The organism is Leclercia adecarboxylata (assembly GCF_006874705.1).
In the GTDB taxonomy this organism is placed as follows: Bacteria; Pseudomonadota; Gammaproteobacteria; order Enterobacterales; family Enterobacteriaceae; genus Enterobacter; species Enterobacter adecarboxylatus_C.
Window position 1 is genome coordinate 69167 of the sequence record NZ_CP035380.1, and the last position, 23036, is coordinate 92202.

A 23036-nucleotide genomic window follows, 5' to 3' on the forward strand; every position below is an offset into this window, starting at 1 on the left:
AATGTCCTTGATAATGTTATGCCAGCCAGTTCAGCAAGAAACCTGCTTTAAACTGGCCGGGACACAGGGCAGAGATTAGCCGTTCCGGCTATTCCCAGGTCTGCCTTTTCGCATGCCAGTAAATCGGGTGATCGCCACGAAAAATACCGGAACAAAGAAAATGGCCAGTAGCGTTCCGCTAATCATCCCGCCGAATACACCGGTGCCAATCGCATGCTGCGTGCTGTCGCTGGCTCCACTGGCGAGCATCAGCGGAACAACACCTAATGTGAAAGCCAGAGAAGTCATGAGTATTGGCCGCAAGCGCTGCTTTGCTGCCATCAATGTCGCATCAATAAGGCTCTTTCCTTCATTCATCAATTGTCTCGCGAACTCGATAATCAAAATCGCATTCTTGGCGGAAAGTCCAATCAGGGTTATCAGGCCCACTTTGAAAAAGACGTCATTCGTCATATTCGTAACGGATACGGCGAGCACAGCGCCAAGCAGCCCCAGAGGAACAACGAGTATGACCGCGAAGGGAACGGACCAGCTTTCGTAAAGCGCAGCCAGCACCATGAATACCACCAGTACCGAGAGCACAATAAGACCCGGAAGCTGTGATGCGGACTCCCTTTCCTGTAACGAACTTCCCGCCCACTCACCGGCGAACCCCGGTGGTAAGTGCTTAGCCAGCTTGTCCATTGCCGCCATTGCGGTACCCGACGATTTTCCCTGTGCGGCACTCCCGGTAATGCGTATGGCAGGATACCGGTAAAATCTTTATCAATACTCTGCACCACGCCCTTGACCTCAACCTTTCGGCCACCAATCTTGTCATCCGCTGCAACTTCGTTTTCATCGTAGAATGCGGTTAAAGCTTTAGCCGTAGTTCTTTAAACACTACCATCAGAGTCATCACTACCGGCGTTAGCCTTAACGGATTGCTTCGGACCATTTAAGGCTGCGGTAAACTAAGAAATGACGCTCTTATTTCTGTATAACTGACGAACTCAGTGCAGGAATGAGGTTCGGTTTTGTCTTTAGCGACAACTTTACCTTTTTCATGAATCATCATGCCTGCATCCGTACCGAGGATAATGGTGTCATGAATAATTGAATATGCAGGGGTTCCTTTCTCCATGCCCTGTGTGGCTTGCGCTAATACTCCTTTGGTTGATTGTTCACTCGGTTCTTTGGCGTTGATTTCACCTTTTATCGCCAGCTCACAGGTTGTAATGAATCGCGTTCGGATATAGGCTGCGGCGGAGTTATTATAGTGCTGCAGATTCCAGGTGCTACGGGATGCTTGTTGGCCAGCAATCACAGAAAAAGAGAAAACGATGAAGGACAGCGCTAACGTTTTTTTCATTTCCATTCTAGAGAAAAATAAAAATAAAAATAAAAACAAAAACAGGCGGCTTAAGAGGCGAGTTAACTCACGGTGGCTTTGGCGTTTATTGGATGCGGGTTTAAAGGTTCATTACTCGGTCAGACTTTGCCGTCGCACCAGAGAGTAGAATATGCTCCCTTGTATTCAGGTCGATACCGATAATTGACGGTGAAAATTCTCCCGTTGTGTCGTACTGAAGACCATAGTATCGGTTCGGTGTATCAGTTTCACTATCAACTCGTGATTTTACGTTGATAAACACTACGTGGATAGAAGGCAGATCCTTTTCACTTGCTGCTATTCTGATAGCTTCTATATGGGCGATATTCCGTTTAAACGTATCCTGTAACTTAAGCCGCCGTTTATCCGGAAATTTAGCCCATATTGAGTCGTTAATATCACCTTTAAGCGTCCCAGCGTAGTTTCTTTTTTCTAATAAATAAATGCCGTGGGCATAAATAGCACATGAAAAACATGAGTGGTTTGCCTGCTTTTATGGGTAATGTCAGGTCACGTAGCAGAATGACACTATCTCCCTTCAGTAAGGTACTAGGTATTTGACTTTTTTGCAACCGTCTAATTGTTGGATATCAAGGTCAGAATACAAAGAATATTAGCTGTCGGCAGGAAAATGACAGTGACGCCAGCGATGTTGGCTATTTCGAAATCCATTTATCATCCCAGATGGTGGATGCTTGTGGATTACAATCTACTGCCCAGTTTTTCTGCATCTTATTTTAGCACATCTGTAGCTGAAATTACAGACTTGTTATACGCCTTTCAGGTTATACGCCTTTCAGAGCGCCCGGTAATTGCAGATCTCTCTACCTTCAGCGGCTATGTTACCAAGGCTTCTGAATTTCTCATCCTGATGTGCTTCGTAGCGCCTGATTTACAAGTTTCTCATGTTCTCCTCCTGTATCCGAATAGTCTACACAAAGGATTTAATCCACTATACCAGACAGGGGAAGATTTTAGACAACACCCATACGTGTTTTGCCAGAATGCACAAAATAGTTTTAAGGTGTTTAAGCGCAGCGCCGATGCTTGATAGGCAGTGATAGGGATTGAGAATGTGGAATGGACGAATAATGGCATGAAAAAAAGTTACTTTTTACGTACCCTGTATATCCGTGAAAGTTTGATTAATACTTGTAACACTTTTACTCAAAAAGTTGAACACGGTCGATTTTTCCATGTTTAACTTTTTATAAAAAAGTTGAACATAAGAATCCACTCCATGTTTAACTTTTTATAAAAAAGATGAACATAAGATTTCACTCCATGTTTAACTTTTTATAAAAAAGTTGAACATCAGAGTTCACTCCATGTTTAACTTATTCATGAAAAGTTAAACATAAGGCAGCATTACCATGTGCGACTTTTATCGAAGAAGTTGCACATAAGCAGTAGACTGAGTACAGGATTTTGTTAAGTGAAGACCACTTCTGGTAAAAAAGTGTTACATGCATTAGCATTGTTCATAATCAGCTGATCTGACTAATTGACTAAAAGTGTTACAGGACAGGGGGTTCAGAAAAGTTAATTTAAACCTGATCTTCTGAGGCTTCAGATTATGTTTTTTCTCTTAAGGGGGGCAGATTTTTACTGCCTTGCATTTACAAGGCCTAAAGGAGGGGATGTACAAGATGCTTGCTGATACACAAGACGCCTTATCCCACTCCCCTCCCGGGTTTTACAGTGTGAAATGCCTATAATTCGGGATTTCATCACCTGACAGAATCCCTGCATTGCTAGGTTTAGTTGATTAAAAATGTCCATATCTCAGTACTGATATTGTTTCAACTTATTGGTGAATGTGAGTTTTTTCTTAAAGGGTAGCGTATTACCGCCAAAAATATGTGTTATTATCTGGCGTTAATTCTAAGTTTATTTTTAAGTGAGTTCACATGTCTGAAGTGCTCAAATCATTAAACAATATCCGTACTCTTCGCGCTCAGGGCCGTGAGCTTCCTTTAGAAATTCTCGAAAAAATCCTTGAAAAGTTAGAAGTAGTTGTCTCTGAACGTCGTGAGGAAGAATCATCCAAAGCAGCTTCCCTGCAAGCTCGTCAGGAAAAATTTGAAGCCCTGCGTAAATTAATGGAAGAAGATGGTATTAACCCTGAAGAGCTAATGGGCGCATTCTCTTCAAAATCTTCCTCACCGAAGAAATTCCGTGAGCCTCGCCCTACCAAATATACATTTACTGATGAAAATGGTGAGACCAAAACATGGACGGGTCAGGGACGCACTCCTAAAGATCTAACTGAGCAACTTTCAGCAGGTAAAACTCTGGATGATTTCTGATCTAAGTCAGATTTAATGAAAGTGTACGCAATATTCAACCCATTAAAAGTGGCCGTAATCTGGCCTTTTTTGATACTGTCTTTTTATGAGTTTAATATTTCCTATTTATGATAAAGGTTATTGGTTGTTTGAAGGCCTCAAGATTTTCGGTTATTTTTTTAGCATTCATTTAACTATTAAATTTCCCTCACAATGTTATGCTTAAATGAAATTACTATATTATGACGGATGGCCGTTATTTGCATTGGATTCGATGCATAACAATACATGCAATAAAAACCTTTTAAAATTAAGCTTTAATCCATCCTGTTTTTTGGAACAGGAGGTTGCATTTCTCTGTGCTATATAGGTTAGGCAGATATTATGGGGCGCGCCATCTGTTTGTTGATTCGACTTAATGGTATGTGAACTAAGTGGTGACTTATACTACAAATATGTTGCGGATATACAGCCCAGTGAAGTTATAGTTCGGCCATGTTTAAATACAAAATTCGCTTTGCGCTATAGCAGATAAGAATCTGGTCTATAACACATCATGTTTACCATTAAGACGGGATGCTGACGCCCAGCTTATGTATTTTCGAACGGTATGACTTTAGGCTCATCCATCGATGGTAATACCAGGAATGCGAATCTCGTTAATAAAATCCGGATCTATTTCCTCCCACAATTGGCCAACATGGACCGCTACTGGATTTTCCATGGCGCTTACCTTTATCCTTAATTAGCTTAATTTTCTCAAGTGACCCACCCGTTCGGATTGAAAGGATTTCATCCTTAACACCTTAATCTTTGAGCTCACATATGATAGGACGGTATTTGAGTGGTACAGGTTTTGCCTTTATCACAGTGATTCCTTATCAGTCATCCATTGCTAACGGTCGAGGTCCGCATGAAGACGAGACTTCCGGCGCTGTAAATCAGCTCTCTGCGCTCAGGAAAAGACATAGCCGCTATGTAGGGGAAAGCGCCATTGTTCACATATTGTAAACGGGTATGGGCGGTGCTATCATGTTCACATAATGTAAACGGATGGAACGACCGCAAGATGCACGTAATTTCAAAAGAGCCTTTTGAGGAAGCGGCAAAGCAATATCCCAACGATTCGTTAGCCGTTCGGGCGCTGTACCGCTTAGTCCGCGAGACGGACTTTTCTTCTCCAGCTGAGATGCGAACGCTGATACCGAGCCTGGACAATTTTAAGTATCGTAATAAGTGGTGGGTGTTGGATGTAGGGGGCAACAACTTGAGGGTTATCGCCTATATCAATTTCGTGAATAAACGCTTCTATGTGAAGCACATCGCCACCCACGCTGATTACGACAAGTTGACCCGCTATTACAGGGAGAACAAAGAATGATTACCGACACTGCAAAAGCCATTGAAGCAACCAAACAACTCGTAGCTGCTGTTCCCTTCCTGGGGGGCAGTTCGTCCGAGAGCGATTACCGCGAAGCGATAGAGTTGGTGGACTATCTGATCGAAAACGACGACGAGAACCCGCTTATTGACTTCCTGGCGAGTAAAATTGCTGACTATGAGGATAACAGCCCTCGTTTCGCTGAATTCAACAAGGCTATCGCTGAAATGCCAGTCGGCGTTGCCCTTCTGCGCACCCTGATTGACCAGTACAGGCTGTCTTATTCTGACCTTAAGGAGGAGATCGGCTCTAAATCGCTGGTTAGCCAGATTCTCTCTGGTCAGCGGTCACTGACAATCATGCACATTAAGGCGCTGTCTGCTCGTTTTGGTGTCAAACCAGAGTGGTTCCTTTGACTGTCACGTAGTCCATAAACATTTTCTCTGCTGCTCTGGTGATTTTCCTGCAATCGCCAGAGCGTCAATAAACGGCTGCTTTTCCAACGCGAACTGATCAGCCAACTGCTCCAGTCCCTTGTTTTTCTCTTCCTCTTTCTGTAACGCTGCCTCTTTCTTGGCGGCATGAATCGCCACGGATAATCTAGACACTTCCTAGCCGTTGATAATACTGGTTTTCATATTCTGTCGGTGACATCTGATCGCTGGAACCATGCCGACGCTTACTGTTATAAAACATTTCGATGTAATCAAAAATATCACTGCGGGCTTCTTCCCGCGTTCCGTAGCTCTTTTTCTTTATCCGTTCGCGTTTCAACAACTGGAAAAAGCTTTCTGCAACCGCATTATCATGGCAGTTACCGTGACGGCTCATGCTGCCCTCCAGGCCGTGTGATTTCAGGAACGACTGCCACTCATGGCTTGTGTACTGACTGCCCTGATCCGAATGAACCAGCACCTGTTTTTGGGGATTACGGCGCCATACAGCCATCAGCAGTGCGTTCAGGACAATGTCCTTTGTCATCCGGGATTGCATGGACCAGCCGATAATTTTGCGTGAGAACAGATCAACAACCACGGCAAGATACAGCCAGCCTTCGTGGGTCCTGATGTAGGTTATGTCCGTTACCCAACGCTTATCCGGAGCATCCGGATTGAACTGTCGCTGGAGCCTGTTGGGCGACACGATACTGGCCTCGCCTTTACGTGCCCGCGGGCTCCGGTATCCGACCTGAGCCTTTATCCCGACACGTTTCATCAGTCGCCAGACTCTGTTCACTCCGCACTGTTGCCCGCTGTCACGCAGATCCAGATGGATTTTGCGATAACCATAGACGCATCCCGATTCCAGCCAGAACTGTTTAATCTGTCCTGTCAGTCTCAGGTCTGCCTGATGGCGTTGTGAATGCGGCTGCTGAAGCCAGGCGTAAAAACCACTGGGATGAACATCCAGCACCCGACAGAGCAGGCGAACAGGCCAGCAACAGGAGTTGTCACGGATAAAGGCGTACCTCAGTCGGACAGCTTTGCGAAGTACGCCGCGGCTTTTTTTAATATGTCCCGTTCGTCGGTAACCCGCTTCAGCTCTTTCTGGAGACGGCGGATCTCGGCCTGAGCATCTGACTGTTCTTTATTAATGGAAGGATCCGGACCGTACTTCTTTATTCAGGCATAAAGGCTGTGGGTGGTGATATCGAGACGTGTTGCAACGCTGGCAACAGAATAACCGCGATCAACAACCTGTTTGACTGCTTCAGTTTTAAACTCTTCGGGATAACGCTTACCGCTCATGGGCACCTCTCTTTAAGCCATCTTAAATGACTCTGAGGTGTCTGTTAAACCCGTGGCGATTCATTACCATACATAATTCTTTGCTCAAGAGGACTCTTCACTGAACGAAAAGCACGAAAATGTACCCATAAAAAAACCTCCGCAACAGCATGATTTAATAGGATTTAATATCAAAATTTCAAGCTGAAATTCCCATGATTCCCCTAGTAACAAACACCTGACCATAGTGAATTTATGACAATTAGTTAACTCTAGGTGTAAGTATCCCTGCAATCCGCGCCATTCACTTTTAGAGGTCTTCCGATGCCCCCTAGGGAGATCGCTATGCGTAAGATCTGATTCACCGAGCACCAGATCATCGCCGTTCTGAAGTCCGTCGAAGATGGCAGGACCATTAAAGATGTGTGTCGTTAAGCCGCTATTTCCGAAGCCAGCTATTAAAACTAGCAGGCGAGATATGGCGGGATGGAAGCTGCTGATATCAAAAAATCAAAGATCTTGAGGACGAGAATCGTCGTCTTACCCCCATTAATCAGTAACAAACCACCCAAAAATGCACGCTAGAAACGCTACGTAAAAATCTACCCGATGACTGGATATGCACTCAATTGAATAACCCCCGGTTTCAGTCCGTTTTATCGGGATTAGCCTTCTGTTTAGGTAAGTCCGGAGGCTTCACTTGCTGATTAATTTGCGCGCGACGCGTAAGCCAAGGGTGGTCAGCTTTAGATTTTACATAGAATTTTGAGCGTAAATCTATGCGGGCATTATCCACACGTTCATGGACACTCTTCTCATAATCCAGTGGTATAGGCTCCGGACCATCAATATACTTTTACCACCCCAATAATTTCCCGACATAAAGAACGTTCATTTCACCGTCAAAGCTTTAGCAAACCGTGACAACCGAATGTCGAAGTCGATATCCCCGGCCTTCACTGCGTATCTGAAACTCAATGCTTTTGTACTGGAAAGTGAGATTTTTGGAGAGAACGCGCCTCGCCTGAAGACTCAAGATATAACCCAGTTCTTTCAGAATGGTGTACATCAAGGTGGGCATTATCAGCAATACGAGGCGGCGTAGCGAACCGGTCGTTATACGCTTCAATAAATGTCGGCAATCATGCGTTTGCTGTTTCAATATTGCTGATACCCTGAAGCCGCATTTCCTTAACCAGCCTGTCCTAGAGTGTCTGATTGGCGCGTTCTAACCGCCCTTTTGCCTGCGGGCTGTTGGCATGGATTGGCTCGATGCCCAGTGCCTTTACCGCACGTGTAAACTGAGTCAACTCCCCTTCCCGCTCCGGGTTATTTACTCGGAATATACTGTGTCTGTCAGAGTAGAGAACCAGTGGTATGCCATGATCATTAAGGTAACCCCGAAGGGTTTCCTGAAGTGGTCAACAAAAACTGGCCACGGCTTTAGAGTTTTTCCAGAACAATCGCTCTGATTCATTGGGTGTTAAGCCACCGTTATATTGGTGGGGTCTGAGCTGGCTGTAATAACCAATGATGTAATTCGTTATTGATCTATTTGCTTCGCTAAAATTAGCGTATCCACAGTTCGGTACCCATTCTGATTTCAGGCTGCGAAAAAATCGTTCCATTGGGCTGTTGTCCCAGCAGTTCCCACGTCGACTCATGCTTTGCTTTATACGATAACGCCACAGTAACCGTCTGAACTCCCTGCTGGTATAGTGACTTCCCTGGTCAGAATGATACATAACGTCAGCCGGTTTTCCCCTGGCTTCCCAGGCCATCGTTAATGCTTTTCCTGTCAGAGCTGTGTCCGGAGAAAACGACATCGCCCAGCCTATTGGCTTGCGGGAAAATAAATCCAGAACAACCGCCAGATAAGCCCACCGTTTGCCCGTCCAGATGTAGGTCACGTCGCCGCACCAGGTCTGATTAGGTTCCGTTACTGCAAACTGGCGATCCAGATGATTAGGGATATCCACATGCTCTTTTGTGGCTTTTTTGTAGCGATGCTCCGGTTGCTGGCAACTAACAATATTCAGCTCTTTCATTATCTTACTGGCCCGCCAGCGACTCAACGGAACACCTTTTGCGCTGACCATATCGGCAATGCTCCGGGCCCCCGCAGAGCCATTACTGGCATGATGAACTTCACGAACCAGGCTAAGTATAACGATATGTTTTGCATCAGGTTTCTGCGGTCGGCTTAGCCAGTACCGATAGCTACTGCGATGGATCCCGAACACATTGCAAATAAAGGCAACAGGAAACCGCGTCCTGAGTTTCTCAACTAACGAGAATTGTTCAGGGAGTCTGACATCAAGAGCGCGGTAGCCTTTTTTAATATATCGTTTTCCATTTCAACACGTTGCAGTCGTTTTTCTAATTCACGAATGCGAAGTTGCTCAGGCGTCATCGGAGAGGCCTTTGGGGATTTACCTGCGCGTTCTTCTTTAAGCTGGCGAACCCATTTATCCATCGTGGATTTACCAACATTCATTGCCGTTGCAGCGGCGGCAACGGTGTAGTGCTGATCGAGTACAAGCTGGGCAGCCTCAAGTCGGAACTCGGGGCTAAAATTGCGTCTGTTACGTCCGGTCATAATGTCACCTGTTTTGACTATGAGGTGATGATATCACCTCTATTCAGGTGGCCAAATTCAGTAAACCACTTCAATTCAAGCCTATCTCTTATCTGGAGATACAGCTACTGTCTGGTGTTTCAGGGGGCTACATCAATTCCACATCTCCAGGCGTGGGCACATACTGCACCTCCGGCTGGCTATGAAATTCCTTCAGGGTTTTGCTCACTACACACCTCCTTCTGAACAGGGTCTGGCCTTCAAAAACCACATTATCCGTTGAGTTTCCGGAGCCGCGGCTTTAACGCTTTATGGTAAACCACTGTTTTTTTTCCACGGATAAATGCACTTCATCCGTTTGAGACCCTTCGCCGCAGGGGCGTAAACATCATTGGCAGACGCAGCTGTATGGGGCAAGCGGGAAATTTATTCCGGTCTAATGAAGCGAACCGGAATGGCCGGGGGAAATATATTGCGAAAGGGTTTGTCAACCAAGAAGACTGTGGTGCTATCAGCACCCGGCAGGAGAGCCATAAACGGAGAAAAGGCATACGGTGAGAGATGGGCAGGGACACGCCGTAATGACGTAAGCCGCGCGCATTGCCCTCTGCATGGCATCGATAACACCAACGGCATTGATGCCATGCCTGAAGCGCAGGAAGCGGCGCGACTGAGCGGCGCAGCCATTCCGGCTCCTGCGAGCATGGATGTTGCGTCATGGGATGGACACCCGCTGCCCCAGAGGAGCTTGGCAGAGACAGCATCGTTGGCTCTGTATGAAGCATGACAGCCCGACCGGACGTCAATTGTAACCTCAAGAATTAAAAAAATTATCAAGTTGTTGTTTTATAATATTATTACCTTATGAATTTGTTATATTGCTAACTTGCGATGTCATTAAGATGTGATGTTGCTAACCAGTAATTCCTTTCCACCTAAGGTTCAGACCCTTACCAGCGCCTTTTGCGTAAAGACCTGACTTAAGGATGGTTAGAATCTCAGGCAAAAGTCCCGGTGAAGGGAGTTCTCGACATCGCCTCCTGAAAAGATCTTTCTACTTTTTATGGGCTTCAGCCATTTCGATATATCGCAGATTATTTGCGGTCGGCAGCAACGTACTGATGCGATAGAGACGCACCCGCTCGTTAAAATATTCTTTGAGATGTTACGGTTATTCTCTGGCCACCGCTTCAGGTATAACCGGCATATTCATACATTCTTGTATGCAACAGCGGATGTGACAAGGTCTACAGCAACCTTGTCTTGGTCTTCTTTTCAAAACTTCGCATTATTTGCATCACTTATACGCGCCTCCGACCCTGTAATATCCCGTCATCAAGCTTAATCTCATCCGCACATACGGGCTACAGACAGCACAGGTGGGCAGATTGCCTGCCAGGTTTATAGCGGCTTAACCACCTGCCGTAGCCCTACCCCTTCCCAACCTTCAAAATGAAGTGTCCGCCCATATACACTCAACAATGACAGGTCATGAAGTAGCAAATTTTATCGACTACCTACGCGGTCGTCAGTTTCCCCTGACCTGAATCACGACGGCTGGTATTAATCATGTTTTGAACTGACGCAATATGCCAAGGGTCTGTGGATCGAGTTTCATGATGCTCTCCTTAGCGGCAGGGGATCCCCCTGCCCGTCCTAATCAGTTGTTGAACACATTACCGTCGACAAACACCAGACCGCCGCTGAACAAGTCACGCGCGTAGGCTTCAAAATCAAAGTAACTACGAAGCAACTATGGAATCTCGTTCAACAGGCCGGAATACCTTCCCAGTCTTGGAACATGAGTTGCGGATCGTGCTCGTTTGAATGCAGGGCATATCAGGATTCGAGAAAATCCTCTTTTCCGTCAAATCGGTCAAGTCGAACCACTTTTCGAAAATGCTGCCGCAGTTGTATTTGTGCCAAGTGCCAACGTATACAGCCGGTGTTGTTGTGCTCATGAAAATTCCTCCGTGGTATATGTCGTCTGAGTTCCGGCTTACGCCGTGCCGAAACGAAGCCCGACGAATAGTGGAGAATGCAATGGGCGTTACAGGAGGCCGTGGCGCAGAAAATATCCTAGGCAGCTTGTACGGTTATCGAGCGGATAGTGAGCGAGAGAACGACGGGAAGACCGGCTGCAGACATTAGATAATAACTGCGATGGGCGAGGATGACGGACAAGCGCACCCTTGCAGCCGCAGCGGTCGGGCTAGATTAGAGGCACGGCGTTTGCCGCAGTCTGCACGAATGTCACTCGATGCGTGGCCATAACACCGTGTAGGTCCCGCGGTAAGCCGGACTACATGACATCCTTTTTTCAAGCACTGAGAGCTCAGTTAATACTCCTTTTCCTGACACATTGTGCACAGGCTTACCCACCGATTCAGTGGATAACTTTTAAGGTAAAGTTTAAAAATTCATAATCTGATGCGAGCTGACTAGATTGGACCACGGTCCCAGTTATGGGGTCGGGACCACGGTCCCAGTTATGGGGTCGGGACCACGGTCCCAGTTAAGGGGTTGGGACCACGATCCCAGTTAAGGGGTCGGGACCACGGTCCCAGTTAAGGGGTCGGGACCACGGTCCCAGTTAAGGGGTCGGGACCACGGTCCCAGTTAAGGGGTTGGGACCACGGTCCCAGTTAAGGGGTTGGGACCACGGTCCCAGTTAAGGGGTTGGGACCACGGTCCCAGTTAAGGGGTTGGGACCACGGTCCCAGTTAAGGGGTTGGGACCACGGTCTCAGTTAAGGGGTTGGGACCACGGTCCCAGTTAAGGGGTTGGGACCACGGTCCCAGTTAAGGGGTTGGGACCACGGTCCCAGTTAAGGGGTTGGGACCACGGTCCCATATTAGGAATTTGAACCATGGTCTTGAAGAAGGTAAAGCAGGAAGATAACGACCGAATTAATGCTTGTTTTTCTTCGTAGCTAAAAGCTCAAGCATTTCTTCAAACTTCCCAATATCTTCCTCGGAAAGTTTGGAACGATCCAGGCTGATAATCACTTTATTTCCTTTATAACGCGCTGTTGCTCCAGGAATGAACTCACGCTTTTCTGGGGCCTGATTTACTTTCTTGCTGGAATCTTTAAGCAAGGCAGTAAGAAATTGAATTATTTCATCAGCCTCAAGTACTACACCTGCTTTTCTCTTCTCTGATAGCTCAAAAGCCCCATCGAGTAAACGAGCTTCGTTCTCAGAAAAGATTTTCTGTAAACTTTCGCCAGCCCTTGCGGAAAGCTCGCCTGGATGAGAGAAGAGGGCGATCACATCTCTTGGTAGCCTAGAAGTATTGATACATCTGGTTATGACTTTCCTTGAGATGTTTTCAGCATCGGCCAAGGCAGAGATATTTCCGTTAAATTCTTTTTCTAAACGTTGAGAATAACGCGTACCTCTTTCATAAGCACTTGTCGGTCTGTAATCATTTCCAAGTTTGCATAAAGCATCCATCTGTTCGTCATCAAGGGCACCAACGAGTATGCGATACTCAGTTGATGTAAAGATGGCAGTCATGCGACGGCGACTACCATCGGCAACTTCAATATGACCGTCGACCTTACGCCCAAACGCCGGATTTTGTTGGCCGGTAAGCAAGAACGATGGTATGAGATCGTCCAAAGCCTCTTCTATTAGAAAAGCTTGATCACGTTCATTACCAGCCCAGACCTTAGTTGAGCTGGCGACATCTGCACCGGGTATGGTCTCAAGAATAAATTTTACTTCTCGTCCACACACGGGAAGGGTAATAGTATTACCCTTTGCCATAGCGCCTACTCGAGCAATTAGTGTGTCTACCATAGGAGCTGCAGGGGCCGATACAGTAGTTACAGGAACGACTGAAGGAATAGATTTAGGGATGATAGGTGCTCGTTTCATTAGCGGATTTCCCAACGAGGTTTAATGAGACGGTCGAAAATTTCATTACAAACCGGCTCCCAAATTGCGAGCGCATTCCTCCATGCTCCAGTAGAAGAACGCTGATCAATTGCTTGTTCAAATACTGTTCGCATTCGAATTTGGCCTTTACCTACTTCATCCGTTTCGCGTACCACGTTTTTAAGAACCATGCTTCCCCATGCATCCCTGATTTGCTCTTCCATCCAAGGCGACTGGGAACCATTATTATTGTTATATTTAGTAAGCAAGATTCTGACATCTGGTTCAAAGCCTTGTAGATCTACATTCTTCAGCAAATCCCGGAGCATATCGAAAAATTGCAATGCAGAGGTATAGTCAAAGAGCTCAGCGGGGGTAGGGACTAATAACACGTCAGCAGCACATACAACGTTGATTGTGCCGATACCAAGATTAGGAGCACTATCGATAACAACAACATCGTAATCATGGGCTACCGTTTCAATGGCCAGCCTTAGCATCATGTGAGGTTCTGTCGGCAGCTTTCCTTCGTCGAAACGTCCCATCAACTCAGTTTCAATACGATGTAAGGCCAGACAAGAAGGGATGATATCAAGGCCAGGCCAGCAAGTTGGTTTTACCGCATATGAAGCATCATCTCGTTCACCGAGATAGAAGGGGAGGAGAGTATCTTCAGAATGAATATGTAAATCAGGAACCCAACCGTGATACATCGAGGCCGTCCCTTGCGGATCGTTGCCTTCGACTAACAGTACGCGAAGTCCTTTTAAAGCCAGATCCTGAGCAAGATGAACGGAGACAGAAGTTTTATAAACTCCACCTTTATGAGCTGCAACACCGATTACCGGAGGTAAGCTTTCATCTGGGCGACGGAGGCGGGTACTAAACACATCTCGCATGTGGTTTATTTGCTCAATGGTATAGCCAACGCGCTGTTCAACGCGTCCTCGTAATTCCATATCTGGATGCGGCAATCGTCCTGCTTTTTCAGCGTCACGAATAGCCTGGGATGAAACACCGATCAGGTCAGCTGCCTCACCAACTCGCCACCGACGGGTTATTTTTCTTGCTTCAGGGCTATCATCATTAAATTGAGCAATTGCGATGGCTTTCGTCATCTCATGTCCTGCTGCAATGCACTGGTTAAGCGTATCCATTAATCCCATTTGAAACCCCTTCAAATCAACTTTGCATAATTATATTAAATCTTGATAAAACAAGCAAAGCAACCAAAAATATGCAAACCCACTAAAAAAATGCAAAGTGCATCAAATCTTGCAAAGTTGATAACTTTTTAAACAGAATCCTTCAACTCATAAGAAAGTTTGAAAGTTTGAAAGTTTGAAATTACTGGACAACAATTAACTGCAAACCATTCAAAATGGTAGGGTATCTTTTTCGTATACCGAGCGGCCCTTTCCTCCTTGATGCAGACGAAACACTGTATACATGAGGGCAGGGCGGCTGAAAACAGTACTCATGACCTCTACAAAATGTAATTTTCATAAATGCATCACCCGCACTTATTGGGAATAACCTTCTTAATAGCCAGAATGATAAAGGTGGGTCATAGCATGCATAAAGTGTGTCGCAACATGCTTAGAAAAACGATCATCGGAGGATCTTAAAAATGTTGGGTATAAACATGAAAAAGTGGGCAGCGATATGCTAAAGGTGTGTCACAGCATGCGGGTCCATTTGGATTGGTACAAAAATCAACCTAACAAAACAGGCATGAATACTAGTGTGCCACGATAACATGTTATGACACACCTAAAATCATGATACGACCCACCATTACTGGATCGCCTGCATAATGTGACCCACCTTCTATGACCCCATTTCTTTGAGTTTTTTATTTCGCTTATGAATCAACACAGTTAGAGTTCGACCATCTTTAATAATGGAATACTCAATGTAGCCAATGACTTGTAGTTGCTTCAAAGCAGCCTTGATCAGCCGGTTCTGCTCCTTTACTGGAGAGGTCAAATTCAATCGCTCAATGATGCGATCAAATCTAATTGGGGCAGGGTTATCGGGCAGACTTGCTATGTAGGTATAGAGTGTCTGAGCAACTTCTTTACCTTTGAGCATATGGTAGGGACGCTTGCGCAGTAGGATGTTGTAGTCAATCTGGTACAGTTCATGGAGGCGCTCATCGGCCTGGAGCGTGATTGTATCGGACTCTCTCGTATACTTACCGCTCTTAAGGAGCTGAGTAAAAAATTTATCTCCAGTTTTCTTACTGTTGAATTGAACAGTCTTGGTACCAATCCGGGTAAGAGCATCAAAAATGGTGTCACGCAGACGTTTGTTAAACTGGCGAGAATCATACTGGCACAACGCGGCGAACTCAGTGAAAGGCAGCTCGATGGTATTTGATTTCAAGCCGTATTTACTGAAGGCACCAATAATGCCCATCCAGACGCTGAAGTCCGTTGATATGTTCAGTCGCTCACCAAAGATCCTGACTTCGTCATAACCTTCCTTACGGGCGAACTCAAGCTGGGAGAACGACGAAGAAACATCTATACCGGACTTCTGCCCCTTAGGAATTGCACGACTGGCAGGAACAAAGACACCCAGACGCAGTAAAATCGCTGGCTGAACTGATGAATTGTTTGTGACTGTTAATTGGTGTACCTCTCCTTCATTTGTAATTTGGGAGGGTATAAAATTGTTATCAGTCATATAGTTACACCACTGTGGTTAGAATCCATTCGAGGTTATCCACAAAAGGTGGATAGTTCGTTATTTGACATGATGCGACACACCATTTTGCATGTTATGACACACCAAGAGCATGATGTCACCCACTTTGCTCATGGCATGACACACCAATTACATGTTGCGACACACTTATTGCATAATACGACACACCCAAATCCTCTGAATGCCTTGTCTGACGTGGCTTGCAGCGATCGGGGATCTGTTTGGGACTATAAGGATCCATTTAGGATCTTCAATAGGATCGTGTTATAGGATCTAACCGGTGTATATGTTGATAACTTTTTGAGATCCGAGAGGATGAAAAGGGATAGTGCCCAAATAGCATAATGCCACTGAAAGTTTTAACTTAACAGACAGGCGGTAATGACTCCAACTTATTGATAGTGTTTTATGTTCAGATAATGCCCGATGACTTTGTCATGCAGCTCCACCGATTTTGAGAACGACAGCGACTTCCGTCCCAGCCGTGCCAGGTGCTGCCTCAGATTCAGGTTATGCCGCTCAATTCGCTGCGTATATCGCTTGCTGATTACGTGCAGCTTTCCCTTCAGGCGGGATTCATACAGCGGCCAGCCATCCGTCATCCATATCGCCACGTCAAAGGGTGACAGCAGGCTCATAAGACGCCCCAGCGTCGCCATAGTGCGTTCACCGAATACGTGCGCAACAACCGTCTTCCGGAGCCTGTCATACGCGTAAAACAGCCAGCGCTGGCGCGATTTAGCCCCGACATAGCCCCACTGTTCGTCCATTTCCGCGCAGACGATGACGTCACTGCCCGGCTGTATGCGCGAGGTTACCGACTGCGGCCTGAGTTTTTTAAGTGACGTAAAATCGTGTTGAGGCCAACGCCCATAATGCGGGCGGTTGCCCGGCATCCAACGCCATTCATGGCCATATCAATGATTTTCTGGTGCGTACCGGGTTGAGAAGCGGTGTAAGTGAACTGCAGTTGCCATGTTTTACGGCAGTGAGAGCAGAGATAGCGCTGATGTCCGGCGGTGCTTTTGCCGTTACGCACCACCCCGTCAGTAGCTGAACAGGAGGGACAGCTGATAGAAACAGAAGCCACTGGAGCACCTCAAAAACACCATCATAGACTAAATCAGTAAGTTGGCAGCATCACCGGAACGATAATGGAGAGTATCCACAGCAGGAGAACAGAGCGCTCTCCTGCAGTGTCAGCAAATTCAGCCCGGCTGCTGTGCCGGTTCCAGGTGTGCATTTCGTCCGGCAGCCATTCCTGTGCAGGCACCAGCGACCGCGATTGCTGCGGTCATCAGTAATGGCAATGTCCAGCCTCCGGACAACTCCTGTACTTTGCCCAGCAACAGCGGACCCATCGCCGCCATCAGATAACCGACGCTCTGCGCCATGCCTGACAGCGCGGCGGCGTCACCGGCATTTTTGGTACGTAGCCCGATGAAGGTCAGGCCCAGCATCATACTGGCACCCGAGCCGAAGCCGAGAAGAGCAGCCCACAGCATCGCCAGATTTGGCAGGTATAGGATGCCGATAAAGGACGCAGCGGTTAACAGGCTGACGCCGGCAGCGGCTGCTTTCTGATCGTTGAGGCGACGCAGCGTGGCCGCCAGAATCAGGCCGGGAATAGCTGTGGTCAGCTGAAGAATGCCGTGTACTTCACCGGCCTGGGCTGAGGAGAGTCCACTGTCCGTTAGAATGGCGGGTAGCCAGCCGACAGCAACATAAAACGGCATCGCATTCAGGCCCATAAACAAGGTGACCTGCCATGCCAGAGGCGAGCGCCAGACCGCGACGGTCGCCGCTTTTTTCTCACCCTCTCCTGGCAACTGATGCTTCATCTTTAACTGGGGCAACCATAAAAGCAACGCAAGCAGCGGTGCAATAACCAGCATGGCTAACGCGATGTTCCAGCCCCAGCTCTGCGTCAGAGGAATGACAATGGCTGAACCAATAGCACCAGCCGCGCCCATGGTGATGGAATATGCCCCCGTCACGGAAGCCACGTTGCCAGAAAAGTCACGTTTGATAAGGCCAGGCAGCAGGACATTGCCGAGGGCAATCCCGATACCTATCAATATGGTTCCGCCATAAAGCGCCCAGACACTGCCTGCGGAGCGAAGCAGGATGCCCGCTGAAATCACGGCCAAGGCACCAAAAAGGGTGCGTTCAAGACCGTACTTGTGTGAGATGGATGCGCTCAGCGGTGAAAAGGCGGCAAAGGCCAGCAAAGGCAGCGAGTTAAGCAACCCAACGGCAGTAATACTTAGCCCAAAATCATGGCGAATAGACTCTAAAACGGGTGCGATAGCGGTAAAAGGAACACGCAGGTTGATAGCTATAAAAAGGATGCCGGTCACAAGTATGATTGAAGACCACTTGTTCGTAGTGTGGGACATAAATTTTGCTTTTTCTGGTAAAAAGAAAGACTTTAAAGGACGCATGAGTTACAGAATATAGATAATCTGACAACATATAACTAAATCATGCCAGTTAATAAAAAACCGGTGACCTCACCGGATGAGTTTAATGCCGATGCTTTCAGTCAGGCTGCTATCGCGCTGCATGTATCATCGTCAGGCGAGTATGCAGGTCAGAGTCCGCACTCTCACCGTAAGGGACAACTTATTATCTCTTTGCGCGGTGCAGTGAGCTGTGAGGTTGAGGATGCGCTGTGGCTTGTTCCACCGGGACATGCTGTCTGGGTTCCGGGTAAAATTCCCCACAGTTGCCGGGTCACGAAGAATGCAGATACCTGCTTTTTGTTCATCGAACCCGGCGCGGCAGCGATGCCGGAAATCTGCTGTACCCTGGCGATGACTTCTCTGGTCCGCGAGCTTGTTCTGTATCTGGCAGAGCAGGGACAGGCTTATTCTCCTGACAGTAAAACTGCCAGGCTCGCAGCGGTGCTGCTGGAGCATATTCCGGATGTGCCGGTTGAAGCGCTCCATCTTCCCGTATCCGATCATCCTAAAATCCGGAATATGGCGGAGGCACTTTTTAATGAGCCTGATGATCGGCGAACGTTAAAGCAGTGGGCTGCACATCTGGTCACCAGCGAACGATCGCTGGCCAGGCTGATAAAAGAGGCGACAGGAATGAGCTTTGGTCGCTGGCGTCAGCAACTGCATTTGATGATTGCCCTGAGCCATCTGGCTGAAGGTCAGTCCGTGCAGCGTGTAGCCGGAACGCTGGGATATGATTCGGTCAGCGCGTTTATTACGATGTTCAGAAAAGCGCTGGGTAAATCACCGACGCAATATTTTTCGTCTCTAAACTAATGCAAAACAACACAAACCGAATTTTTATAAAGAACGTCAACGTCCGCTGTTCGCTCATTGCTGCCTGTCATTCCTGCTTAAAAAACAGGCTTAACGTAGGATATTTTCCGTTTTCCAAGCGGCCCCCAGATAGCATCACGCTCAATCCGAGGCGGGAAAAACAAGACGCATAGATTAATCAGGACCGATAACTTTGTTGACGATCCTAAGAAGACCATGAGTTTTTTTAAATTATAGTTACAACATACATAAGAATAGAGTTACATCCCTTGCAACCTGAAATACCCTCACAAATATGAATCAGAGAGCCCATCTCAACCAATAATCGAATTCCGTGCACAGCGGCAACAACTGAGCCCAGACTAACCCTGAATAGCGCCGCCGCCCCGGGCGAAGCCCGGGAGTAGTGTCGCTTTTAATGATGGATGTTGTAACTAGGTTATGAGCCGCTGTAAATAGTGCACCGGTAAGTATAGGAATACACGCTCGTAAGCGCCTCAATCGGCGCTAACTCGGAGATACGCCCCGGCAGCGGCTTCGCCTTGTCGGGACCACTCCGGCCGCGTAATTCAGCGTCTGAATAGCTTTAAGTGGATTAACGCTTTATAGGGCAAGGGTGGGGACAGGTGATCCCTTCTGCTCCTTTACCGGCTTCACCGGGCTACGGTGCCACCGAACGGAATAAATCCAGTTTAGGCTAGCGGCCGCGCCTCTATGCCGGTTCAAGGTATCTAAACCTCGACAGGTTTGATGGCGCCTTCAGAAGAACTCATTAGCAGGGGAAATATCGCGACTCATTGGTTTACCGATAATTCTAAAAAAAACCGAATTCATCGAATTCACTAATCTGAATTCATCCGCCAGTTCATCCGGGAACGGCTCTGGCAAGCAGTGCCCGCAGTCATACATGACCGACCTGATAACGTCTGGCCTTCTTCGCTCAGTAACGTTTTGTGTCCAGGACGTCAGTCTTCACAGCTGTCAAATCAACGCTATTTCATAAGGCGGCTCACGTTTTTATGTCATGAGCCGCGCTTTTCCGGCTGGAACGTTCCACCCACTCGGTCACTGTGATTTAATATGCTAAACCGGTTTAATTAAGTTTAGCTTTGGAGGGTTTTAGCATGAATGCAAAAGTTTGGGTTCTGGGCGACGCGGTGGTGGACCTGCTGCCGGAGAGCGAAGGGCGCCTGCTGCAGTGCCCTGGAGGCGCGCCGGCTAACGTGGCGGTAGGGGTTGCCCGCCTTGGCGGCAACAGCGGATTTATCGGCCGCGTCGGCGGTGACCCGTTTGGCCGCTACATGCGTCATACCCTGCAACAGGAGCAGGTCGACGTCAGCCATATGTATCTCGACGATCAGCACCGCACGTCCACTGTGGTCGTCGACCTTGACGACCAGGGGGAACGCACCTTTACCTTTATGGTACGCCCCAGCGCGGACCTGTTCCTGGTTGAAGAAGACCTGCCACAGTTTGCCGCCGGACAGTGGTTGCACGTCTGCTCCATCGCGCTCAGCGCCGAGCCCAGCCGTAGCACTACCTTCGCGGCGATGGAGAGCATCAGGTCTGCCGGCGGTCGGGTCAGCTTTGACCCTAATATTCGTCCCGATCTCTGGCAGGATCAGGCTTTGCTGCTAGCCTGCCTCGATCGCGCTTTGCACATGGCCAACGTGGTAAAGCTATCGGAAGAGGAGCTGGTCTTCATCAGCAGCAGTAATGATTTAGCATACGGAATCGCCAGCGTAACGGAGCGCTATCAGCCAGAATTGCTACTGGTGACCCGGGGCAAAGCGGGGGTGCTTGCCGCGTTTCAGCAGAAGTTTACCCATTTCAACGCCCGGCCTGTGGCCAGCGTGGACACCACCGGCGCGGGAGACGCATTTGTCGCCGGACTGCTCGCCAGCCTTGCGGCTAACGGGATGCCAACGGACATGACCGCACTGGAACCGACACTCACGCTTGCACAGACCTGCGGCGCCCTGGCCACCACAGCCAAAGGTGCGATGACCGCCTTGCCCTATCAGCGCGATCTCAACCGTCAGTTTTAATCCTTAAAGCCGCTTTGCGCGGCTCACTTTGTTGCATGCATCACATTTATTAAACCGGTTTAGCATATTTGTTTTAAGAAAAACAAAGGTCGGGCTTAACATAGCGCCTAAACCGGTTTAGCAAAAATTATAATTTTCCATTTTTACTTTTGGGATGCCAACAGCATGTACAGAAAAAGCACACTTGCGATGCTTATCGCTTTGCTAACCAGCGCTGCCTCAGCCCATGCGCAAACGGATATAAGCACCATTGAAGCCCGACTCAACGCGCTGGAAAAACGCCTGCAGGAGGCAGAAAACAGGGCGCAAACGGCGGAAAACCGCGCCGGGGCGGCGGAGAAAAAAGTTCAGCAACTCACCGCGCAGCAGCAAAAAAACCAGAACTCGACTCAGGAAGTGGCTCAGCGTACCGCCAGACTTGAGAAAAAAGCCGATGACAAAAGCGGATTTGAGTTTCACGGTTACGCCCGCTCCGGCGTGATAATGAATGATTCCGGCGCCAGCACCAAATCCGGAGCCTACATAACGCCGGCAGGTGAAACCGGCGGAGCTATCGGCCGTCTGGGAAACCAGGCCGATACCTATGTTGAAATGAATCTTGAACATAAGCAGACCCTGGATAATGGGGCCACGACCCGCTTTAAGGTGATGGTCGCCGACGGGCAAACCTCTTATAACGACTGGACTGCAAGCACCAGCGATCTGAACGTTCGTCAGGCCTTTGTCGAATTGGGTAACCTGCCGACGTTCGCTGGGCCATTTAAGGGCTCCACCCTGTGGGCCGGGAAACGTTTCGACCGCGACAATTTCGATATTCACTGGATTGACTCTGATGTCGTGTTCCTCGCCGGTACCGGTGGTGGTATCTATGACGTGAAGTGGAACGACGGCCTGCGGAGTAATTTCTCCCTGTACGGGCGTAACTTCGGCGACATTGATGATTCCAGCAACAGCGTGCAGAACTATATCCTCACCATGAATCACTTCGCAGGTCCGCTGCAGATGATGGTCAGCGGTCTGCGGGCGAAGGATAACGACGAGCGTAAAGATAGCAACGGCAATCTGGTAAAAGGCGATGCGGCAAACACCGGCGTGCATGCGCTGCTCGGCCTGCATAACGACAGTTTCTACGGCCTGCGCGACGGTAGCAGTAAAACCGCTCTGCTTTATGGTCATGGTCTGGGCGCAGAGGTTAAAGGTATCGGATCTGATGGCGCACTTCGTCCGGGAGCCGACACATGGCGCATTGCCAGTTACGGCACCACGCCGCTCAGCGAAAACTGGTCTGTTGCCCCGGCAATGCTGGCGCAACGCAGTAAAGACCGCTATGCCGATGGCGACAGCTATCAGTGGGCAACATTCAACCTGCGTCTGATTCAGGCAATCAATCAGAATTTCGCTCTCGCCTACGAAGGCAGCTACCAGTACATGGATCTTAAACCCGAAGGTTATAACGATCGTCAGGCGGTGAACGGTAGCTTCTACAAGCTCACCTTCGCCCCGACATTTAAGGTCGGCAGTATCGGTGATTTCTTCAGTCGCCCGGAGATTCGTTTCTATACCTCCTGGATGGACTGGAGCAAAAAACTGAATAATTACGCCAGCGATGACGCCCTGGGCAGTGACGGTTTTAACTCGGGCGGCGAATGGTCTTTCGGTGTGCAGATGGAAACCTGGTTCTGACGGCTTACGCCTGATGACAGGAATAGCCGGGGGTCAGAGCATCTTTGTCACCCCGGGCTCAGCTAAGACGCAGAAAAAGCGCTCC

The 23036-nt window shown here is 48.1% G+C and carries 15 protein-coding genes and 5 pseudogenes; 8 read left to right on the forward strand and 12 right to left on the reverse strand.

What is annotated here, in order from left to right:
• Positions 1 to 75 precede the first annotated feature (75 nt).
• Both ES815_RS00385 and ES815_RS00395 read right to left on the reverse strand, forming a co-directional pair.
• Positions 76 to 762: pseudogene (locus ES815_RS00385) on the reverse strand (efflux RND transporter permease subunit); the annotation flags it as partial.
• A 175-nt stretch (positions 763 to 937) separates the two neighbouring features.
• Positions 938 to 1351: a hypothetical protein gene (locus ES815_RS00395; RefSeq protein ID WP_103181181.1), complete on the reverse strand. Its 414-nt coding sequence runs from the start codon at positions 1349 to 1351 to the stop codon at positions 938 to 940.
• A gap of 658 nt (positions 1352 to 2009) precedes the next feature.
• Between ES815_RS00395 and ES815_RS00400 the strand changes: the two genes are divergently transcribed.
• The 4 genes from ES815_RS00400 (at position 2010) to ES815_RS00415 (ending at position 5457) form a co-directional block, all read left to right on the forward strand.
• Entirely contained in the window at positions 2010 to 2423 is a 414-nt protein-coding gene (locus ES815_RS00400; protein WP_130588776.1) for a hypothetical protein, read from the forward strand.
• An 859-nt stretch (positions 2424 to 3282) separates the two neighbouring features.
• The gene (locus ES815_RS00405; protein WP_103825222.1) at positions 3283 to 3681 is read left to right on the forward strand and encodes an H-NS family nucleoid-associated regulatory protein; all 399 of its coding nucleotides are present in this window, start codon (positions 3283 to 3285) and stop codon (positions 3679 to 3681) included.
• A 1048-nt stretch (positions 3682 to 4729) separates the two neighbouring features.
• The gene (locus tag ES815_RS00410) at positions 4730 to 5041 is read left to right on the forward strand and encodes a type II toxin-antitoxin system HigB family toxin (protein ID WP_045898923.1); all 312 of its coding nucleotides are present in this window, start codon (positions 4730 to 4732) and stop codon (positions 5039 to 5041) included.
• On the forward strand, positions 5038 to 5457 hold the full coding sequence (locus tag ES815_RS00415) for a type II toxin-antitoxin system HigA family antitoxin (protein WP_103181184.1): 420 nt from the start codon (positions 5038 to 5040) through the stop codon (positions 5455 to 5457). Before ES815_RS00410 ends, ES815_RS00415 begins: the two co-directional genes overlap by 4 nt.
• 3 nt (positions 5458 to 5460) lie before the next feature.
• On the opposite strand, the gene ES815_RS00420 is transcribed toward ES815_RS00415, so the two are convergent.
• Together ES815_RS00420 and ES815_RS00425 are read right to left on the reverse strand one after the other, a co-directional pair.
• Positions 5461 to 5634 (reverse strand): hypothetical protein, encoded by a 174-nt coding sequence (locus tag ES815_RS00420; RefSeq protein ID WP_223610755.1) that lies wholly within the window; start codon positions 5632 to 5634, stop codon positions 5461 to 5463.
• A 7-nt stretch (positions 5635 to 5641) separates the two neighbouring features.
• Positions 5642 to 6789 (reverse strand): annotated as a pseudogene (locus ES815_RS00425) (IS3 family transposase).
• A 354-nt stretch (positions 6790 to 7143) separates the two neighbouring features.
• Here ES815_RS00425 and ES815_RS23885 point away from each other — a divergent pair.
• Positions 7144 to 7310: pseudogene (locus ES815_RS23885) on the forward strand (transposase); the annotation flags it as partial.
• A 104-nt stretch (positions 7311 to 7414) separates the two neighbouring features.
• Here the strand turns inward: ES815_RS23885 and ES815_RS24040 are convergent.
• From ES815_RS24040 to ES815_RS00475, 8 genes and pseudogenes are all read right to left on the reverse strand, one after another.
• Positions 7415 to 8180 (reverse strand): annotated as a pseudogene (locus ES815_RS24040) (transposase); the annotation flags it as partial.
• Positions 8181 to 8189: 9 nt separating this feature from the next.
• A protein-coding gene (locus ES815_RS00435; RefSeq protein WP_142486209.1) for an IS3 family transposase occupies positions 8190 to 9367 on the reverse strand; the annotation gives its coding sequence in 2 pieces (ribosomal slippage) (positions 8190 to 9109 and positions 9109 to 9367; 1179 coding nt in all).
• 1639 nt (positions 9368 to 11006) lie between these two features.
• A pseudogene (locus ES815_RS23905) lies at positions 11007 to 11313 on the reverse strand (antirestriction protein ArdA).
• A gap of 942 nt (positions 11314 to 12255) precedes the next feature.
• Positions 12256 to 13227 (reverse strand): ParB/RepB/Spo0J family plasmid partition protein, encoded by a 972-nt coding sequence (locus tag ES815_RS00455; protein ID WP_103181186.1) that lies wholly within the window; start codon positions 13225 to 13227, stop codon positions 12256 to 12258.
• Entirely contained in the window at positions 13227 to 14393 is a 1167-nt protein-coding gene (gene sopA, locus ES815_RS00460; protein ID WP_103181187.1) for a plasmid-partitioning protein SopA, read from the reverse strand. The genes ES815_RS00455 and sopA overlap by 1 nt, the downstream gene beginning before the upstream one ends.
• Before the next feature lie 664 nt (positions 14394 to 15057).
• Positions 15058 to 15918 (reverse strand): RepB family plasmid replication initiator protein, encoded by an 861-nt coding sequence (locus ES815_RS00465; RefSeq protein WP_103181188.1) that lies wholly within the window; start codon positions 15916 to 15918, stop codon positions 15058 to 15060.
• A gap of 413 nt (positions 15919 to 16331) precedes the next feature.
• Positions 16332 to 17029, reverse strand: a protein-coding gene (locus ES815_RS00470; RefSeq protein ID WP_225988001.1) for an IS1-like element IS1A family transposase whose coding sequence is annotated in 2 segments (ribosomal slippage) — positions 16332 to 16780 and positions 16780 to 17029 — 699 coding nt in all. Because the reading frame shifts where the segments join, the coding sequence is not laid out codon by codon here.
• A 118-nt stretch (positions 17030 to 17147) separates the two neighbouring features.
• Positions 17148 to 18338 carry an MFS transporter gene (locus tag ES815_RS00475; protein WP_103181189.1) on the reverse strand — a complete coding sequence of 397 codons (1191 nt, stop codon included), beginning with the start codon at positions 18336 to 18338 and terminating at the stop codon, positions 17148 to 17150.
• A gap of 87 nt (positions 18339 to 18425) precedes the next feature.
• On the opposite strand from ES815_RS00475, the gene ES815_RS00480 reads away from it, so the two are divergent.
• From ES815_RS00480 to ES815_RS00490, 3 genes are all read left to right on the forward strand, one after another.
• Positions 18426 to 19220: an AraC family transcriptional regulator gene (locus ES815_RS00480; RefSeq protein ID WP_004958543.1), complete on the forward strand. Its 795-nt coding sequence runs from the start codon at positions 18426 to 18428 to the stop codon at positions 19218 to 19220.
• A 1124-nt stretch (positions 19221 to 20344) separates the two neighbouring features.
• Positions 20345 to 21268, forward strand: coding sequence for an aminoimidazole riboside kinase (locus ES815_RS00485; RefSeq protein WP_000992321.1), 924 nt, complete (start codon positions 20345 to 20347; stop codon positions 21266 to 21268).
• 165 nt (positions 21269 to 21433) lie between these two features.
• Positions 21434 to 22951, forward strand: coding sequence for a carbohydrate porin (locus ES815_RS00490; RefSeq protein ID WP_001393599.1), 1518 nt, complete (start codon positions 21434 to 21436; stop codon positions 22949 to 22951).
• Positions 22952 to 23036: the final 85 nt, after the last annotated feature.

Excerpts from the sequence above, each read along its gene's own strand:
- ES815_RS00395 (WP_103181181.1), bottom strand. The coding sequence starts at position 1,351 with ATGAAAAAAACGTTAGCGCTGTCCTTCATCGTTTTCTCTTTTTCTGTG.
- ES815_RS00405 (WP_103825222.1), top strand. The coding sequence starts at position 3,283 with ATGTCTGAAGTGCTCAAATCATTAAACAATATCCGTACTCTTCGCGCT.
- ES815_RS00410 (WP_045898923.1), top strand. The coding sequence starts at position 4,730 with ATGCACGTAATTTCAAAAGAGCCTTTTGAGGAAGCGGCAAAGCAATAT.
- ES815_RS00415 (WP_103181184.1), top strand. The coding sequence starts at position 5,038 with ATGATTACCGACACTGCAAAAGCCATTGAAGCAACCAAACAACTCGTA.
- ES815_RS00455 (WP_103181186.1), bottom strand. The coding sequence starts at position 13,227 with ATGAAACGAGCACCTATCATCCCTAAATCTATTCCTTCAGTCGTTCCT.
- sopA (WP_103181187.1), bottom strand. The coding sequence starts at position 14,393 with ATGGGATTAATGGATACGCTTAACCAGTGCATTGCAGCAGGACATGAG.
- ES815_RS00465 (WP_103181188.1), bottom strand. The coding sequence starts at position 15,918 with ATGACTGATAACAATTTTATACCCTCCCAAATTACAAATGAAGGAGAG.
- ES815_RS00475 (WP_103181189.1), bottom strand. The coding sequence starts at position 18,338 with ATGTCCCACACTACGAACAAGTGGTCTTCAATCATACTTGTGACCGGC.
- ES815_RS00480 (WP_004958543.1), top strand. The coding sequence starts at position 18,426 with ATGCCAGTTAATAAAAAACCGGTGACCTCACCGGATGAGTTTAATGCC.
- ES815_RS00485 (WP_000992321.1), top strand. The coding sequence starts at position 20,345 with ATGAATGCAAAAGTTTGGGTTCTGGGCGACGCGGTGGTGGACCTGCTG.
- ES815_RS00490 (WP_001393599.1), top strand. The coding sequence starts at position 21,434 with ATGTACAGAAAAAGCACACTTGCGATGCTTATCGCTTTGCTAACCAGC.